Raw genomic sequence first — 15,198 nt, 5'->3', positions numbered from 1 at the left:
CCGGGATACAGGTTAGAACTAACGCCGTGATCACACGGGCTGAGAAAAGGGAAACACGACATATGGCGGGCAACAGCGGTGGCCCCTGGGGGGGCGGAGGCTCTTCCGGAGGAGGAAACAAGGGCAACAACGGCGGCGGACGGCGTCCGCCCGATGGCGATGGCCCCCAGATCCCCGAGATCGACGAGCTGATGAAGAAGGGTCAGGAGCAGCTGCGCGTGCTGATGGGCGGGCGCGGCGGCGGCGGGCGCGGCGGCGATGGCCGCGGCCCGGGCGGCGGCGGGCCGATCTTTACCCGCGGCACCGTGATGCTGGGTGTGCTGGTGGCCGCGGGCCTGTGGGCGGCGGCCAGTTTCTATACCGTCAAGCCGGAAGAACAGTCGGTCGAACTGTTCCTGGGCGAGTTTTCCGCCATCGGACAGCCGGGCCTGAACTTCGCACCCTGGCCGCTGGTAACGGCCGAAGTCATCGCGGTCACCCGCGAACAGACCGAGGACATGGGCAGCGGCGGCTCGCGCGGGGCCGAGGGCGAGCTGATGCTGACCGGCGACGAGAACGTGGTCGACATCGACTATCAGGTGGTGTGGAACATCAACGACCCGGCCAAGTTCCTGTTCAACCTGCGTGATCCGGGCCCGACGATCCGGGCCGTCTCGGAATCGGCCATGCGCGAGATCATCGCGCAGTCGGAACTGGCGCCGATCCTGAACCGTGACCGGGGCATCATTGCCGACCGCTTGCAGGAACTGATCCAGTCGACGCTCGACAGCTACGATTCCGGCGTCAACATCATCCGCGTGAACTTCGACAAGGCCGACCCGCCGCAGGAGGTGATTGCATCCTTCCGCGACGTTCAGGCCGCGGCGCAGGAACGCGACCGGCTGCAGAACGTGGCCGACGCCTATGCTAACCGGGTGCTTGCCGAAGCGCGCGGTGAAGCCGCGCAGATCCTCGAGGAATCCGAAGCCTACCGCGCGCAGCAGGTCAACGAGGCGCAGGGTGAGGCCAGCCGCTTCAGCGCGGTTCTGGAGGAGTACCGCAAGGCGCCGGACGTGACGCGCAAGCGTCTTTATCTGGAACGGATGGAGCAGGTGCTGGGCGACGTGAACAAGATCATCCTGGACGAGAACGCCACCGGCGAAGGGCAGGGCGTCGTGCCCTATCTGCCGCTGAACGAACTGCGCCGCAACACCACCGAGGAGAGCAACTGATGCGTAAATCGACATTTCTTCTGCCGGTTCTGGTGATCGCGGTGGTGGTGGCGCTGTCGTCCATCTTCATCGTGGACGAGCGCGAAAAGGCGCTGGTGCTTCAGTTCGGCCGCGTGGTCTCGGTCAAGGAAGACCCCGGGCTCGCCTTCAAGATCCCGCTCATCCAGGAGGTCGTGCGTTATGACGACCGCATCCTGTCGATCGACGTGCAGCCGCTGGAGGTCACGCCGCTGGATGACCGCCGCCTGGTGGTGGACGCCTTCGCCCGCTATCGCATCGCGAACGTGGAGCAGTTCCGGCAGGCCGTCGGCGTCGGCGGCGTTCCCGTGGCGGAGGACCGTCTGGACCGCATCCTGCGCGCCGAGACGCGCGAGGTTCTGGGTTCGGTCTCGTCCAAGGACATCCTGAGCTCTGACCGTGCGGCGCTGATGCTGCGCATCCGCAACAGCGCCATCGCCGAGGCGCGGGCGCTGGGCGTCGACGTCATCGACGTGCGTCTGAAGGCGACCGACCTGCCGCAGGCCAACCTGGAGGCCACGTTCGAACGGATGAAGGCCGAGCGCGAGCGCGAGGCGACGGACGAACGCGCCCGAGGCAACGAAGCGGCGCAGCGCGTGCGCGCGCAGGCCGACCGGACCGTGGTGGAACTGGTTTCCGAGGCGCGGCGCGAGGCCGAGATCATCCGCGGTGAGGCCGATGCCCAGCGCAACGCGATCTTTGCCGAAGCCTTTGGCAAGGATCCGGATTTCTTCGAATTCTACCGCTCGCTGTCGGCCTATGAGCGCGCCCTGACCGGCGGCAACAGCTCGCTGGTGCTGAGCCCGGATTCGGAGTTCTTCAACTACCTGGGTTCGTCCACCGGACGGCAGGCCCGGTGATGGGCATGATCCTTCTGGCCTTCGGGCTGGTTCTGATCGTCGAGGGGCTGGCCTATGCGCTGGCCCCTTCGCTTGTCGAGCGTATGCTCGAGGCCCTGCGGGCCCTGCCGGAAAGCGCCCGCAGGAACGTCGGCCTGCTCTGCGTCGTCAGCGGCCTGATCCTGCTGTGGGGGGCGTATCAGCTGGGTTTCTGACGGCAGGCGGCGGTTCGCCCCGGCATCGGGCTGCGAATTTGTGCACCGGATGGCGATAATGGACGCGATTGCAGGTGATTTACCCGCGATCCCGAGTTGCGGGCTTGGCCAAACTGACTACATTAAATGCCACAAGCACCGGCAGGCCCCGCGCCAGCCGGAGAACGGGTTGGCGACAAGGAGACCTCCAGTGCAGGCAAAGGCACGCAGTATTTCAATCGGGCAGGACGGTATTCTACTGAAGATGCGGCTGGCGTGGCTTGCATTGCTGACCATGCTGTTCGTGCTCATGCAGGTCGTGTCGGCGCAGGCGCGCCAGGACAGTCTTGCGCCGCTGGCTGAACGGATCAGCCCGGCGGTGGTCAACATCACCACGACGACTCTGGTCGAGGGCCGTACCGGTCCGCTGGGTATCGTTCCCGAAGGCTCGCCGTTCGAGGATTTCTTCCGCGAATTCCAGGAGCGCAACGGCGACGACGAGAACCGGCCGCGCCGCAGCAACGCGCTGGGCTCTGGTTTCGTGATTTCCGAGGACGGGTTCATCGTCACCAACAACCACGTCATCGCCGAGGCCGACGAAATCCTTGTCGAGTTCTTTCCGGGCGACGGACAGCCCAAGAAGGAACTGCCGGCCAAGGTGATCGGCACGGACGAAAAGACCGACATCGCGCTGCTCAAGGTCGAGGCGGAAGGGCCGCTGAAATTCGTCAAGTTCGGAGACAGCGACACCGCCCGCGTCGGCGACTGGGTGATCGCGATGGGCAACCCGCTGGGCCAGGGATTCTCGGTTTCGGCGGGGATCGTTTCGGCGCGCAACCGCGAACTCAGCGGTTCTTATGACGACTACATCCAGACGGACGCGGCAATCAACCGGGGCAATTCGGGCGGGCCGCTGTTCAACATGGATGGTCAGGTGATCGGCGTGAACACCGCGATCCTGTCGCCCAACGGCGGCTCGATCGGGATCGGATTCTCGATGGCCTCGAACGTCGTGGTCAAGGTCGTGGAACAGCTGCGCGAATTCGGTGAAACCCGCCGCGGCTGGCTGGGCGTGCGGATCCAGGACGTGACCGAGGACATGGCCGAGGCCATGGGGCTTGAGAAACCGGGCGGCGCCCTGATCAGCGACGTGCCCGAAGGGCCCGCGAAAGAGGCGGGGCTGCTGGCCGGCGATGTCATCCTGAGCTTTGACGGCGTCGAGGTCGCGGACACACGGGCGCTGGTGCGCCAGGTCGGAGAGACGACCGTCGGCAAGTCGGTGCGCGTCGTGGTCTACCGCGAGGGCGGCACGCAGACCGTCCTTGTGACGCTGGGGCGGCGCGAGGATGCGGAACGCGCCGAGACCGAAGCGCCTTCGACCTCGGAAGCGCCGGCCGAGGCGGAGAAGGACATCCTGGGCCTGACGATCGCGCCGCTCACGGACAAGGTGCGCAGCGAGCTTGGCCTGGACGGCGACGCGACGGGTCTGGTCGTGACCAAGGTGGACGAGGCGTCGGAAGCCTTCACCAAGGGGCTGCGCGTCGGCGACGTGATCACCGAGGCCGGTCAGCAGAAGGTCGAGACCATCGCGGACCTGGAATCCCGGATGGAGGAAGCCAAGGAGGCGGGGCGCAAGTCGCTGTTGCTGCTGGTGCGCCGCGGCGGTGAGCCTCGTTTCGTGGCGCTGAGCCTGTCGGAATAGGGGCGGGCAACGGGAATGCGGCGGCCGGGTTCACGCCCGGCCGTTTTTCTTTGGACGGGCGACGGTTCCGCGCGGAACGGAAAAGAGCCACATGCCGTGGCATGTGGCTCTGTTACAGGAAAGGCCGTTTCGGACAGATATCGGGGATGATAACCCGGCCCCCTTCGGTAACCTTGATCAGGTTAGGGACATTGCGGGCGCCTGTCTGTGAACAGGATCACACGGGCGGATTCGCCGCCCGGATCAGATCAGATCGGAATCCGCCAGCTTGGCCAAGGCGTCGAAATCGCGGATGGCCAGCCCGCCGCGGGTGGCGTCGATCACGCCTTCACGCTTCCAGACCGACAGCGTCTTGGACACCGCCTCGCGCGTGGCGCCGACGAATTCGGCCAGTTCGCTCTGCGACAGCTTGATCTGGTTGCCGCGGTCGTCCTGCTGACCGGACAGAAGCAGCAGCTTGCGCGCCAGCCGGATCGGCAAGGGCAGGAACACCTGTTCGTTGAGTTGCGAGCCCATGTAGCGCATCCGCAATCCGGCCAGCCGGATCAGGTCCACGGCCAGTTCCGGGTGCGACTTGATCTGGGCCATCACGTCGCTGCTGCGGACCCGCAGGACGCGCGACGGCTCGGCCGCCGACACGGTCGCGGTGCGCGGGCCGCGGTCGAACAGGGCGATTTCGCCGAACACCTCGCCGGGCCGCATGAGGGCCAGCGACAGCTTGCGCCCGCTCATGGCGAGGAAGGAGACTTCGAGCGTTCCCTCGACCACCGCGTAGAGCGCGTTGCCTTCGTCACCCTGCTCAAACAGGACTTGGCCACGCGCGAGCGTGATCTCGGAAGCCTGCGCCGACAGCATGGCCTTGAGCCGGTCCGAGGCATCGGACAGGAAACCAGTGTCGGGAAAGCCATTCATGCGCGCCGGGTTGCTCCTGCAGGAAGTCGAGTGGTTGGACCATTTTTCACAACTGGAGCAATATTCCAAGGGGTTGACCGCCTGTTCGGCGCCTGGGCAGGCCGCCCGGGCGGGCCATCGAGGGGGAACGGAGGCGCGGCAGCCGGTCAGTTGCCGCCCTGATCGTCCATGTATTGCTGCAAGAGGTTGAACTGCATCATCAGGAAGCCCATCAGCGCCAGCGGAAAGCCGAATGTTTCGATCTTGACCCAGAGGTCGGTCGACATCGTGCGCCAGACCAGCTCGTTCGCGGCCGCCAGCAGGGCGAAGCCTGCACACAGGCGGCGGGTCAGGATCATCCAGCCTTCGTGGCGCATGGGCAGCATCTCGTCCAGCACGTAGGCCAGGTAGGATTTGCCCTGCAGCAGTCCGATCCCGAGAATGACCGAGAAGAAGCCGTAGACCAGCGTGGTCTTCATCTTGAAGAAGCGTTCGTCGTTGAACCATGCGGTCAGGCCGCCGAAGAAGATCACCATGAAGGCGGTGAAGATCTGCATCCGGCTGAGCTTGCCGGTCATGAACCAGAGCGTCGCCATGGCGGCCAGCATGATCGGCACGAACAGCACCGTGGCGACGATGAAGCCGGAATAGTCGGTTCCGCCGATCACGAAGGTGTCGTCGCGCAGGCGCAGGTAGATGAAGAAGAACGCCAGCGGCGGCCCCAGTTCCAGCACCTGCTTGAAAAGCGGGTTGATCTCTTTCTTTCCTGCCATGCCTTCGTCCTGCTGCCTATCCGCCCATTTCAACTATTACCGCGCCGAGCGCAATCAAGGTCATCAGCGCGATTCGCCGCGGACCAACGGTGTCTTTCAGTACCAGCCAACCGATCAGGGCTGCAAACACCGTCGAGGTTTCCCGCAATACGGCGGCCTCGCCCACCTTGTCCAGCCGGGTGGCCAGCATGATCGCGCCGAAGGACAGGAAGGCGACGATGCCGCCGACGAAGCCGCGCAGCATCAGCGGGCCGGGCGTGGGCCGGTTGATCATCGCCCGCCAGCGCAGGAACGCGTAGACCGGCATGACGACGCCGTCGATCATGAAGAACCAGGCGAGGAACGTGAAGGGGTCGGCGGTGGCGCGGATGCCGTAGGCGTCGTAGGTGGTGTAGAGCGCCACGAACAGCCCGGTCGCGAAGGCCAGGCCCAGCGCCAGAACCAGCGTGTCCCGGTTGGTTTCGAGGTAGCGCAGGTTGTAGGCGGCAAGGCCGAAGATGCCGGACAGCAGCACCGCGACGCCCAGCCATTGCGTGACGGTGAAGATCTCGCCGAACAGCAGGTATGCGCCGATCACGGTGAACAGGGGCCCCGTCCCGCGCACCACCGGGTAGACGACCGTGTAGGAGCCCTTGGAATAGGCCATCGCCTGTAGGATCTTGTAGAAGGTGTGGATCAGCCAGGCGGTGGCGAAGATCGGCCACATGTGCGGTTCGGGCCAGGGCACCACGAACAGCGCGAAGGGGGCGGCCATGAGCCCGTAGGAGGCGTCGATTGCGCCCCGCGACAGCCACGGATCATGCCGGCCCTTCTGCAATGCGCCGAAGACCGCGTGCAGGAAGGCCGCCATCAGGGCAAGGCCGAGGGCGAGCTGGTGGCCCGCCTCGGTGCCTTCAAGGGAAATCAGCCATTCGCTCAACAGGAGGGCCTTTGCGCCGGGAGGAGAGGCCGGGGGCTGCCTGCCCCCGGACCCCCGGGAGTATTTGGAAAAAGGTGAAGATCAGGCGGCGTTGAGGCCGGTCAGGGCGGCCGCGAATTCCTCGGGGTCGAATGGGGCGAGGTCGTCGATCTGTTCGCCGACGCCGATGGCGTGGATCGGCAGTCCGAACTTGTCGGCCAGCGCCACCAGGACGCCGCCCTTGGCGGTGCCGTCGAGCTTGGTCATTACAAGGCCCGAGACATCGGCCAGCTTCTGGAAGGTCTCGACCTGGCTGAGCGCGTTCTGGCCCGTGGTGGCGTCCAGCACCAGGAGCGTGTTGTGCGGGGCGGTCTCGTCCTTCTTGCGGATGACGCGGACGATCTTGGCCAGTTCCTCCATCAGGTCGGCGCGGTTCTGCAGCCGGCCGGCGGTGTCGATCATCAGCAGGTCGGCGCCGTCCTGCTGCGCCTTGGTCAGGGCGTCGAAAGCGAGCGAGGCGGGGTCCGAGCCCTCGGGCGCGGTCAGAACCGGCACGCCGGCACGATCGCCCCAGATCTGCAGCTGTTCGACCGCCGCGGCGCGGAAAGTGTCGCCGGCGGCGATGACCACCTTCTTGCCCGCCGCCCTGAACTGGCTGGCGAGCTTGCCGATGGTCGTGGTCTTGCCCGAGCCGTTGACGCCCACGACCAGAACGACCTGCGGGCGTTTGGGGTAGATCGGCAGGGGCTTGGCGACGGGCTCCATGATGCGGGCCACCTCGCGCGCCAGAAGCTGCTTGATCTCGTCGGTGGACAGCTTCTTGCCATAGCGGCCTTCGGCCATGTTGGCGGTCACGCGCAGGGCGGTGTCGACGCCCATGTCGGCGGCGATCAGCAGCTCTTCGAGCTGTTCGAGCATGTCGTCGTCGAGCGTGCGCCGGATCACGGTGCGGGTGTCGGCGCGGGTGAACAGGCGGCCCAGCAGGCCCGGTTTCGTCTGCGCCTCGGGTGCCGGGTCCTCGGGCGGCGGCGGGGCGGGCACCGGATCGGCCGGGATGGGCGAGGGCGTTTCCACCGGCTGCGGCACCGGTGCGGGCTCGGGCACCTCGGGAACCGGCTGCGGTTCCGGCTCGGGCTCGGGGATCACCGGGTCGGGGGTGGGGGGCGTTTCCTCGCCACCCTCTTCGACGATCGCGTCCAGCCCCTGTTCGAGCCGCGAGGAGGATTTGAACAGCCGGTCCTTGAGCTTTGAGAAAAACGCCATGTGAGGTCTCCGCAGGTGTTCCCCTCACCTAATGCGGATTGGCGCCGGTTGCAAAGGGTCAGGCGAAGGCCAAGGTGAAGCCTGCCTGCGCGCCCCAGTAGAGCGGCCAGACGAGGTAGGGCGTCAGCCGCAGCGCGGGGTGTTCGGGCGGCAGGAGGAACCTTTCGGTCGCCAGGATCAGGTCCGAGGCGATGAACGCCAAGGCCGCCGGCAGCGCCCAGCGCAGCGAGCCGGCGTCGGGCAGCGCGAGAACCGTTATTCCCATGCCGAGAATGATGGGGATATAGGCCAGAACCGGCCCCCTGAGATCGCCCGCGCGCTGCGAAAGCAGCGTGGCCATGACCACGCCGAGTAGGATCAGGGTCCAGACCACGCCCGGGCTGTCGAAGATCCGGGCCGGATCGCTGTCGGGATGCGTCAGGAACAGCGCGACATAGGCCAGATGCCCGGCGGCGAAAGCGCCGATCCCGGCCATGAAGGCGCCTTCGGTCTCGCGCGAGAGCAGGGCGTCGCCCACGGCGCAGAGCGCAAGCGCCGCGACCAGCAGCGCCGGTCCGCCCTGGCTGGCGGCAAGCAGGGCGAGCAGGGCGACCGACGCGGTTTTCAGCAGGGTGCGGATCATGCCGGCGGGGCGGGCCGTCAGCGGCAGGTAGGCCAGCGCGCAGGCGGCGGCGAGCCAATACAGGATATGCGGCATTCGATGGCCCCCTTGCTGGTTGCGGCCCGGGACGAGGTTTCCCCCGCGCAGTCAACCTGCAAGGGGCGGCGCCGGGCAAGGCTGACGTCGAGTTATCGGGTGCGGGGTTGGGATGTGGCGGCGGGTTGTCCGATCTGACACAATCGGCCCATGCTGACGCGTCTGGTGATTCTCGTGCTTTTGTCAGGCCCAGCGGCCTGGGCCGAAGAACCGATGTCGGCCGCGGAATTCGACGCCTACACGCAGGGGAAAACGCTGTTCTACGGGTTCGACGGCGTGGCCTACGGGGTCGAGCGCTACCTGCCCAACCGGCGCGTGATCTGGTCGTTCCTGGACGGCGACTGCAAGGAGGGCGTCTGGTACGAGCAGGAAGAGCAGATCTGTTTCATCTACGAAGACCGGCTGGACCCGCAATGCTGGGTGTTTCTGCAGTCGCCCTCGGGGCTGATCGCCCGGTTCGAGGGCGACCCCGAGGCGACCGAGCTTTATGAGGCGGAGGACATCGGGGAAGAGATGCTGTGCCACGGGCCGGAAGTGGGCGTTTGACCCGCCGGGCCGGGGCTCAGAACAGCGTCCCCTGATCGGGCGGTTCGGGTTTATCCTTTTTCGCCGGCGGTTTCGCGGCAGTCGATCCGGTGGTCATGCGGCCGTCGGCAAACTGGATCTCGAGGCTTGCATGGCGGCTGGCTTCTTCCTTTGAGGTCACGATCCGGCCCTCGGCCCGGACCACGGCAAAGCCGCGTTCAAGCGTCGATTCGTAGCCCAGCGAGATGCGCAGGCGTTCGGTGGCATCGACCTGTTTGCGCAGCCGGTCGATGCGGTTGATCTGGGCGGCGTTCAGCCGGTCGGACAGGCGGTTGACGGCCTGGCGCTGAACCTCGATTTCGCGCCGGATCGGGCGCACCGACAGGCGCGAGGACAGGTTGCGAAGCTGGTCCTGGCGCGTTTTCACCAGGTTTCTCAAGGTGGATGGCCGCAAATGGGCGGACAGTTCCACGACCTGCAGCCTGCGGTTCTGCACGCCGCGCTGCAATGCAGGGGCGAGGCGGTCCGCGATCAGGTCCAGCCGCTGGCGGGGGCTGTCGAGCAGGGTTTCGGCCCGCGGCAGGGCGCGGGACAGGTCGCGCAGGCGCTGGGCGCGGCGCTGCACGGCGTCGGTGGCGGCGCGGGACAGGCGCGCGCCCTGCTGGCCGGTCCAGGCCAGAAGCTCCATCCGCACCGGCACCGCCAGCTCGGCGGCGGCGGTGGGCGTGGGCGCGCGGCGGTCCGAGACGTAGTCGATCAGTGTGGTGTCGGTCTCGTGCCCCACGGCCGAGATCAGCGGGATCTGCGAGGCGGCGGCGGCGCGGGCCACGATTTCCTCGTTGAAGCCCCAGAGATCCTCGATCGAGCCGCCGCCGCGGGCGACGATGATGAGATCCGGCCGGGGCAGCGCGCCGCCGGGCGTCAGGCGGTTGAACCCTTCGATGGCGCGGGCCACCTCGGGGGCGCAGCTGGACCCCTGCACCGCGACCGGCCAGATCAGTACCTTGCGCGGAAAGCGGTCGCGCAGGCGGTGCAGGATGTCGCGGATCACCGCGCCCGAGGGCGAGGTCACGACGCCGATGATCTGCGGCAGGTAGGGCAGGGGCTTCTTGCGTTCGGGCGCGAACAGCCCCTCGGACTCAAGCTGTTTCTTGCGTTTTTCCAGCAGCGCCATTAGCGCGCCCTGACCGGCAACCGCCACCTCGTCGACGTTGAGGTTGTATTTCGACTGCGCGCCGAAGGCGGTGAGGCGGCCGGTGACGACGACCTCGAGCCCTTCCTCGGGCACCACCGACAGCCCGTCGATCTGGCCTTTCCAGGTCGTGCAGGCCAGCACGTTGCGGTCGTCCTTGATGTCGTAATAGAGGTGCCCCGAGCGGGCCTTGAACACGCGCCCGACCTCGCCCCGCACGCGGATTCGCCCAAAGCTGCCTTCCAGCGTGCGCTTCACCTCGCCGGAGATCTCCGAAACGGTGTATTCGGGCATGTTCTGCCCCGGAATGGGGTCGTCGATCAGATCGGACATTTCATCGCCTTGTTTCGCCTGCGCGCGCAGCTTAGAACGCCGCGCAGGCGAGGCCAAGCAGATCGGAGACAGCCCCCATGAACATCCTCATTCTCGGCAGCGGCGGACGCGAGCACAGCCTGGCCTGGGCGGTGATGCAGAATCCCAAATGCGACCGGCTGATCGTGGCGCCGGGCAATGCGGGGATCGCGCAGATCGCCGAATGCGCGGCGCTGGACATCGAGAACGGCGGCGCGGTGGTGAGTTTCGCCGAAGAGAACGCCATCGACTTCGTGGTCGTGGGTCCCGAAGCTCCCTTGGCGTCGGGCGTTGCGGACCGGCTGCGCGAGGCGGGGATCCTGGTCTTCGGGCCGTCCGCCGAGGCGGCGCGGCTGGAAGCCTCGAAAAGCTTCACCAAGGAGATCTGCGACGCCGCCGGGGCCCCGACCGCCGCCTATGCGCGGTTCACCGAGGCCGGGCCGGCCAGGGACTATATCCGCGAACAGGGCGCGCCGATCGTGGTCAAGGCCGACGGTCTGGCCGCGGGCAAGGGCGTGATCGTGGCGATGGACGAGGCGACGGCGCTGGAAGCGGTGGACGACATGTTCGGCGGCGCCTTTGGCGGGGCCGGGGCCGAAGTTGTGATCGAGGAGTTCATGGAGGGCGAGGAAGCCTCGCTTTTCGTGCTGTGCGACGGGCAGAACATCCTGTCGGTGGGCACGGCGCAGGATCACAAGCGGGTGGGCGAGGGCGACACCGGCCTCAACACCGGCGGCATGGGGGCCTATTCGCCCGCGCCGGTCCTGAGCGCCGAGATCGAGGCCCGCGCGATGGACGAGATCGTGCGCCCGACGATGGCCGAGATGGCGCGGCGGGGCACGCCGTTCCAGGGGGTGCTGTACGCCGGGTTGATGATCAGGGACGGGCAGCCGCGGCTGGTCGAATACAACGTCCGTTTCGGTGATCCCGAATGCCAGGTGCTGATGATGCGGCTGGGCGGGCAGGCGCTGGACCTGATGCATGCGGCGGCTGAGGGGCGTCTGGGCGAGGCGCGGGTGAACTGGGCCGACGACCACGCGATGACGGTGGTGATGGCGGCCAAGGGCTATCCCGGTTCCTACGAGAAAGGCACCGAAATCAAGGGGCTGGACGATCTGCCCGAGGACAGCCGCAACATGGTGTTCCATGCGGGCACCAAGGCCGAGGGCGGCGCCATCCTTGCCAATGGCGGGCGGGTGCTGAACGTGACGGCGCGCGGCGATACGCTGCAGGAAGCGCGCGACCGGGCCTATGCCATGGTCAAGGCCGTCGATTGGCCGGGCGGGTTTTACCGCCGGGACATCGGCTGGCGGGCGCTTTGACGCGGATAGACGTTCGGCGTCGCCCGCCTGGCCCGTGAATTCGCGGATCGGGCCGCGGTTGCGGTTTTCTTTTGTCTTTCTCGCGGATTATGATTGCCGCCGAGGAGACCTGCCATGCCCGGACCCATCGACAAGACGGAACTGGACGCCGCCTATGCCGCGCGGGAATTGCGGGCGCTGGCCTTCGACTGGGTGCCGGTCGGGATCGTGGTCACCGAGTCGCGCGTGATCCGCGAGGTGAACCGGCGGTTCTGCCAGATGTTCGGCTATCAGCGGGACGAGCTTCTGGACCGGCTGTTCGCCTTTCTCTACCCGAGCGCCGAGGAGTTCTCGAACATCCTGCACCGGGGCGACAAGGAACTGGGCGAGGGCAATCTCTACTGGGACGAAAGGGTCATGCGGCGCAAGGACGGCGATCTGTTCTGGTGCCGGGTCAGGGGGCAGACCTTCACGCCCGAGGATCCGCTGGCGCGCGCCGTCTGGAGCTTTGCCGACCTGTCGGCCATCCGCCCCTATCAGCCGCTGACCCGCCGCGAGCGCGAGGTGTTCTCGCTGCTGAGCGAAGGTCGGACCAGCAAGGAGATCGCGCGGGAACTGGACCTGAGTTACCGGACGGTCGAGGTCCACCGGGCGCGGCTGCTGAAGAAGTTCGGGGTCAACAACACCGCCGCGCTGTTCCAGTCGCTGGGCGGGATCGAGGGCGATCACGTGGTCCGCTCGGGCCCCTGAGACTGGCCCGGTCACTCGCAGGCCAGCGCGCGCGCCATTCCGGCGGTCGTGAATGGGCCGAGGTCGCGGCGGATCCAGCCGCCGTCATGACGGACCGAGACGATGCTGCGCCAGTCCGCGCTGGCGAGGATCAGTTCGGGGCCGGCACCGCAGTCGCGCAGGCCGCCCGAGATGAAATCCTCGCCAATCCGGTGGTTGGTCAGGCCGGGCAGGCTGTCGATCTCGGTCAGGGCGCCGTCGCGAAAGCGCCAGATGCGCAGGGTCTTGGCCAGATGGGGGCGGTCGACATAGGCGATGTCGGTGTACCCGTCGCCATCCAGGTCCGCCCAGCCCGCAGGGGCCAGCCAGCGGAAACGGGTGCCGATATGCGGGGTCGCGGTCAGCTTGCCCCTGGCCGTGTAGATGGCGAGGCTGGCCCCGGTCCGGGCGTCGCTTTCGACCACGATCGCCTCGGGCCGGCCGTCGCCGTCCAGATCGGCGAGGCGGGGGGCGAGGTCCTCGAACACACGCGTCTCGGGCAGGGTGTGGGTGACCGTCCGCCCGTCCGACAGCGTCAGCTCCAGTGCGCCCCATTCCAGGTCGTCGCCCAGAACGCCATGCGCGTAGCGGGCGGTCGGTTCGGTGAAGCGGGCCGAGGCGATGGTGTCGGCCCATGCGGCCGGGCCTGCCCCGGCCAGCCACAGGCAAAACGCGGCCCGTGCGCTGCGGACAAGCCCTTGCCGCAGGCGGCGCGGCATCAGATCTGTTTTTCCGGCATCTGCACGATCAGCCCGTCCAGCGCGTCGGTGACCTTGATCTGGCAGGTCAGGCGCGAGCGGTCGGGGTCGGGTTCATAGGCGAAGTCCAGCATGTCCTCTTCCATGTCGTCCTTGGCGGGCAGCTTCTCGACCCAGTCGGGATGGACGTAGACATGGCAGGTCGAGCAGGCGCAGGCACCGCCGCAATCGGCTTCGATGCCGGGGATGTTGTTGTCCCGCGCGCCTTCCATCACGGTCAGGCCGTTGGCGACTTCGACGGTATGCTCGGTGCCACCGTGCTCGATATAGGTGATCTTTGCCATTGCTCGCGTCTTCCTTCTGCGATGTTCCGCACCTTCCTTAGTCAAGCCGTTCGGGCGTTTCCACCCTCATTTGCGACCCATCGCGGCGCGTCTGGACATTCGCGGCCAATGTTCTATTTTTGTTCTCATGATCGTGACCCCTGTTTCCCCGGTGGCGCCGGGCCGCGACTGGCCGCGCCCGCCCGCCTGCCTGCCCGCCGACCGGCTGAACGACCCGCCCGAGGGCGCGCGGGTGACGATGGCCGGGCTGGTGATCCTGCGGCAGCGGCCGGGGACGGCCAAGGGGGTGATCTTCGTCACGCTCGAGGACGAGACCGGCGTGGTGAACGTGATCGTCTGGCGCAAGATCTACGAACGCTTCCGCCGCGCGGTGATCGCCGGTCGGCTGCTGAGGGTGACGGGCCGGATGCAGCGGGCGCATTCGGTGACCCATGTGATCGCCGAGGAGATCGAGGACATCTCGGGGATGCTGGATCTGCTGGTAAGGGGGGAGGGGGTGTAGGGCTGCTTTGCGGGACTTGGACGAAGCCGCTCGCGCGGCACTGGTGCCTGTGGCAGGCGTTTTGGATTGATCTGATCCCTGTGCATTTGGGAATGGGCGCGGCTGTCTGACGATTGGGACCTCTCAATCGAAAGACAGGAGGTTCCCATGGCGGAGGAGAGAACAACGCCGCTGCGCGAGCGGATGATCGAGGACATGCGGATCAAGGGGCTGGGTGACAAGTCTCAGAAGTCGCACATCCGGGCGATCAAGGACTTCGCAGCGTTTCTGGGACGGTCGCCGGACACCGCGACGCCGGACGATCTGCGCGCCTACCAGCTTCACATGACCGACCGCGGTATCACGCCGCCGACCTACAACGCCCGCATCATTGCGCTGAGGTTCTTCTTCGAGACGACCTGCGGGCGGGGCGAGATGAAGCGGCACATGCAGTTCCGCACCCAGGCGCGCAAGCTCCCCGTGGTGTTCAGCGCCGAGGAAGTAGCGGCACTGCTGCGGGTCGCGCCAGGACCGGGGCTGAAGTACCGGGCGGCGCTGAGCATCTCCTATGGTGCCGGGCTCAGGGCCTCGGAAGTCTGCAATCTCAAGGTCAGCGATATCGACAGCGACCGGATGCTGATCCATGTCGAACAGGGCAAGGGGCGGAAGGACCGGAAGGTCATGCTGTCGCCGGGATTGCTGAACCTGCTGCGCGAGTACTGGCGCGAGGCGCGGCCGGAGGGCTGGTTGTTTCCGGGCAAGCCCAAGATCAACCCCCTCTCGTCGCGCCAGCTCCACCGCGCCTTCAGCTCGGCAAAGCTCATCGCGGGGATCAAGAAGCCAGGCAGCACGCTGCACACGCTGCGGCATAGCTTCGCGACGCACCTTCTGGAGGCCGGGACGGATGTGCGGGTGATCCAGGTGCTGCTCGGGCATGCCAAACTCGAAACAACGGAACGCTACACACATGTCGCCACGAAGCTGATCCGTGACACGGCGAGCCCCTACGAGACGCTGGCCAAGCTGCAGGATCGAAGCCGGGGGTAGCGGAC

At 66.8% G+C, this 15,198-nt stretch carries 17 protein-coding genes; 9 read left to right on the top strand and 8 right to left on the bottom strand.

The features are described from left to right. The first annotated feature begins 62 nt into the window (after positions 1–62). From hflK to FGK63_RS00270, 4 genes are all read left to right on the top strand, one after another. On the top strand, positions 63–1,211 hold the full coding sequence (gene hflK, locus FGK63_RS00285; RefSeq protein ID WP_138839604.1) for an FtsH protease activity modulator HflK: 1,149 nt from the start codon (positions 63–65) through the stop codon (positions 1,209–1,211). Then, the gene (gene hflC, locus FGK63_RS00280; RefSeq protein ID WP_138839603.1) at positions 1,211–2,089 is read left to right on the top strand and encodes a protease modulator HflC; all 879 of its coding nucleotides are present in this window, start codon (positions 1,211–1,213) and stop codon (positions 2,087–2,089) included. The genes hflK and hflC overlap by 1 nt, the downstream gene beginning before the upstream one ends. Next, the gene (locus FGK63_RS00275; RefSeq protein WP_138839602.1) at positions 2,089–2,283 is read left to right on the top strand and encodes a DUF2065 domain-containing protein; all 195 of its coding nucleotides are present in this window, start codon (positions 2,089–2,091) and stop codon (positions 2,281–2,283) included. The genes hflC and FGK63_RS00275 overlap by 1 nt, the downstream gene beginning before the upstream one ends. Positions 2,284–2,527: 244 nt before the next feature. Beyond that, on the top strand, positions 2,528–3,964 hold the full coding sequence (locus tag FGK63_RS00270) for a DegQ family serine endoprotease (protein WP_138840412.1): 1,437 nt from the start codon (positions 2,528–2,530) through the stop codon (positions 3,962–3,964). Between the two features lie 243 nt (positions 3,965–4,207). On the opposite strand, the gene FGK63_RS00265 is transcribed toward FGK63_RS00270, so the two are convergent. The 5 genes from FGK63_RS00265 to FGK63_RS00245 all read right to left on the bottom strand — a co-directional run bounded on the left by FGK63_RS00265 (position 4,208) and on the right by FGK63_RS00245 (position 8,486). Further along, complete coding sequence (locus FGK63_RS00265; protein WP_138839601.1) at positions 4,208–4,876, bottom strand: Crp/Fnr family transcriptional regulator; 669 nt, start codon at positions 4,874–4,876, stop codon at positions 4,208–4,210. Between the two features lie 146 nt (positions 4,877–5,022). Then, positions 5,023–5,628 carry an inner membrane-spanning protein YciB gene (locus tag FGK63_RS00260; RefSeq protein WP_138839600.1) on the bottom strand — a complete coding sequence of 202 codons (606 nt, stop codon included), beginning with the start codon at positions 5,626–5,628 and terminating at the stop codon, positions 5,023–5,025. A gap of 16 nt (positions 5,629–5,644) precedes the next feature. Next, entirely contained in the window at positions 5,645–6,547 is a 903-nt protein-coding gene (locus FGK63_RS00255) for an EamA family transporter (RefSeq protein WP_138839599.1), read from the bottom strand. 81 nt (positions 6,548–6,628) lie between these two features. Further along, positions 6,629–7,789, bottom strand: coding sequence for a signal recognition particle-docking protein FtsY (ftsY, locus tag FGK63_RS00250; protein ID WP_138839598.1), 1,161 nt, complete (start codon positions 7,787–7,789; stop codon positions 6,629–6,631). Positions 7,790–7,847: 58 nt separating this feature from the next. Then, positions 7,848–8,486, bottom strand: a complete 639-nt coding sequence (locus tag FGK63_RS00245) for a lysoplasmalogenase (RefSeq protein WP_138839597.1) — start codon at positions 8,484–8,486, stop codon at positions 7,848–7,850. 150 nt (positions 8,487–8,636) lie between these two features. On the opposite strand from FGK63_RS00245, the gene FGK63_RS00240 reads away from it, so the two are divergent. Next, positions 8,637–9,032, top strand: coding sequence for a hypothetical protein (locus tag FGK63_RS00240; protein ID WP_138839596.1), 396 nt, complete (start codon positions 8,637–8,639; stop codon positions 9,030–9,032). Between the two features lie 16 nt (positions 9,033–9,048). On the opposite strand, the gene xseA is transcribed toward FGK63_RS00240, so the two are convergent. Continuing rightward, positions 9,049–10,536, bottom strand: coding sequence for an exodeoxyribonuclease VII large subunit (xseA, locus tag FGK63_RS00235; protein WP_138839595.1), 1,488 nt, complete (start codon positions 10,534–10,536; stop codon positions 9,049–9,051). Between the two features lie 77 nt (positions 10,537–10,613). On the opposite strand from xseA, the gene purD reads away from it, so the two are divergent. Together purD and FGK63_RS00225 are read left to right on the top strand one after the other, a co-directional pair. Continuing rightward, positions 10,614–11,876 carry a phosphoribosylamine--glycine ligase gene (gene purD / locus FGK63_RS00230; RefSeq protein ID WP_138839594.1) on the top strand — a complete coding sequence of 421 codons (1,263 nt, stop codon included), beginning with the start codon at positions 10,614–10,616 and terminating at the stop codon, positions 11,874–11,876. Between the two features lie 114 nt (positions 11,877–11,990). Further along, positions 11,991–12,605 carry a LuxR C-terminal-related transcriptional regulator gene (locus FGK63_RS00225; RefSeq protein ID WP_138839593.1) on the top strand — a complete coding sequence of 205 codons (615 nt, stop codon included), beginning with the start codon at positions 11,991–11,993 and terminating at the stop codon, positions 12,603–12,605. A gap of 11 nt (positions 12,606–12,616) precedes the next feature. Here the strand turns inward: FGK63_RS00225 and FGK63_RS00220 are convergent, their stop codons facing one another. Together FGK63_RS00220 and FGK63_RS00215 are read right to left on the bottom strand one after the other, a co-directional pair. Further along, positions 12,617–13,342 carry an FG-GAP repeat domain-containing protein gene (locus FGK63_RS00220; protein WP_138839592.1) on the bottom strand — a complete coding sequence of 242 codons (726 nt, stop codon included), beginning with the start codon at positions 13,340–13,342 and terminating at the stop codon, positions 12,617–12,619. Then, the gene (locus FGK63_RS00215; protein WP_138839591.1) at positions 13,342–13,665 is read right to left on the bottom strand and encodes a 2Fe-2S iron-sulfur cluster-binding protein; all 324 of its coding nucleotides are present in this window, start codon (positions 13,663–13,665) and stop codon (positions 13,342–13,344) included. The genes FGK63_RS00220 and FGK63_RS00215 overlap by 1 nt, the downstream gene beginning before the upstream one ends. A gap of 127 nt (positions 13,666–13,792) precedes the next feature. Here FGK63_RS00215 and FGK63_RS00210 point away from each other — a divergent pair, with 127 nt between their 5' ends. Further along, the gene (locus FGK63_RS00210; RefSeq protein WP_138839590.1) at positions 13,793–14,167 is read left to right on the top strand and encodes an OB-fold nucleic acid binding domain-containing protein; all 375 of its coding nucleotides are present in this window, start codon (positions 13,793–13,795) and stop codon (positions 14,165–14,167) included. A gap of 147 nt (positions 14,168–14,314) precedes the next feature. After that, positions 14,315–15,193: a tyrosine-type recombinase/integrase gene (locus tag FGK63_RS00205; RefSeq protein WP_138839589.1), complete on the top strand. Its 879-nt coding sequence runs from the start codon at positions 14,315–14,317 to the stop codon at positions 15,191–15,193. The last annotated feature ends 5 nt before the right edge of the window (positions 15,194–15,198 follow it).

Source organism: Ruegeria sediminis (assembly GCF_005938215.1).
GTDB lineage: Bacteria > Pseudomonadota > Alphaproteobacteria > Rhodobacterales > Rhodobacteraceae > Ruegeria > Ruegeria sediminis.
This window is presented reverse-complemented; position numbering and strand designations above follow the sequence as displayed.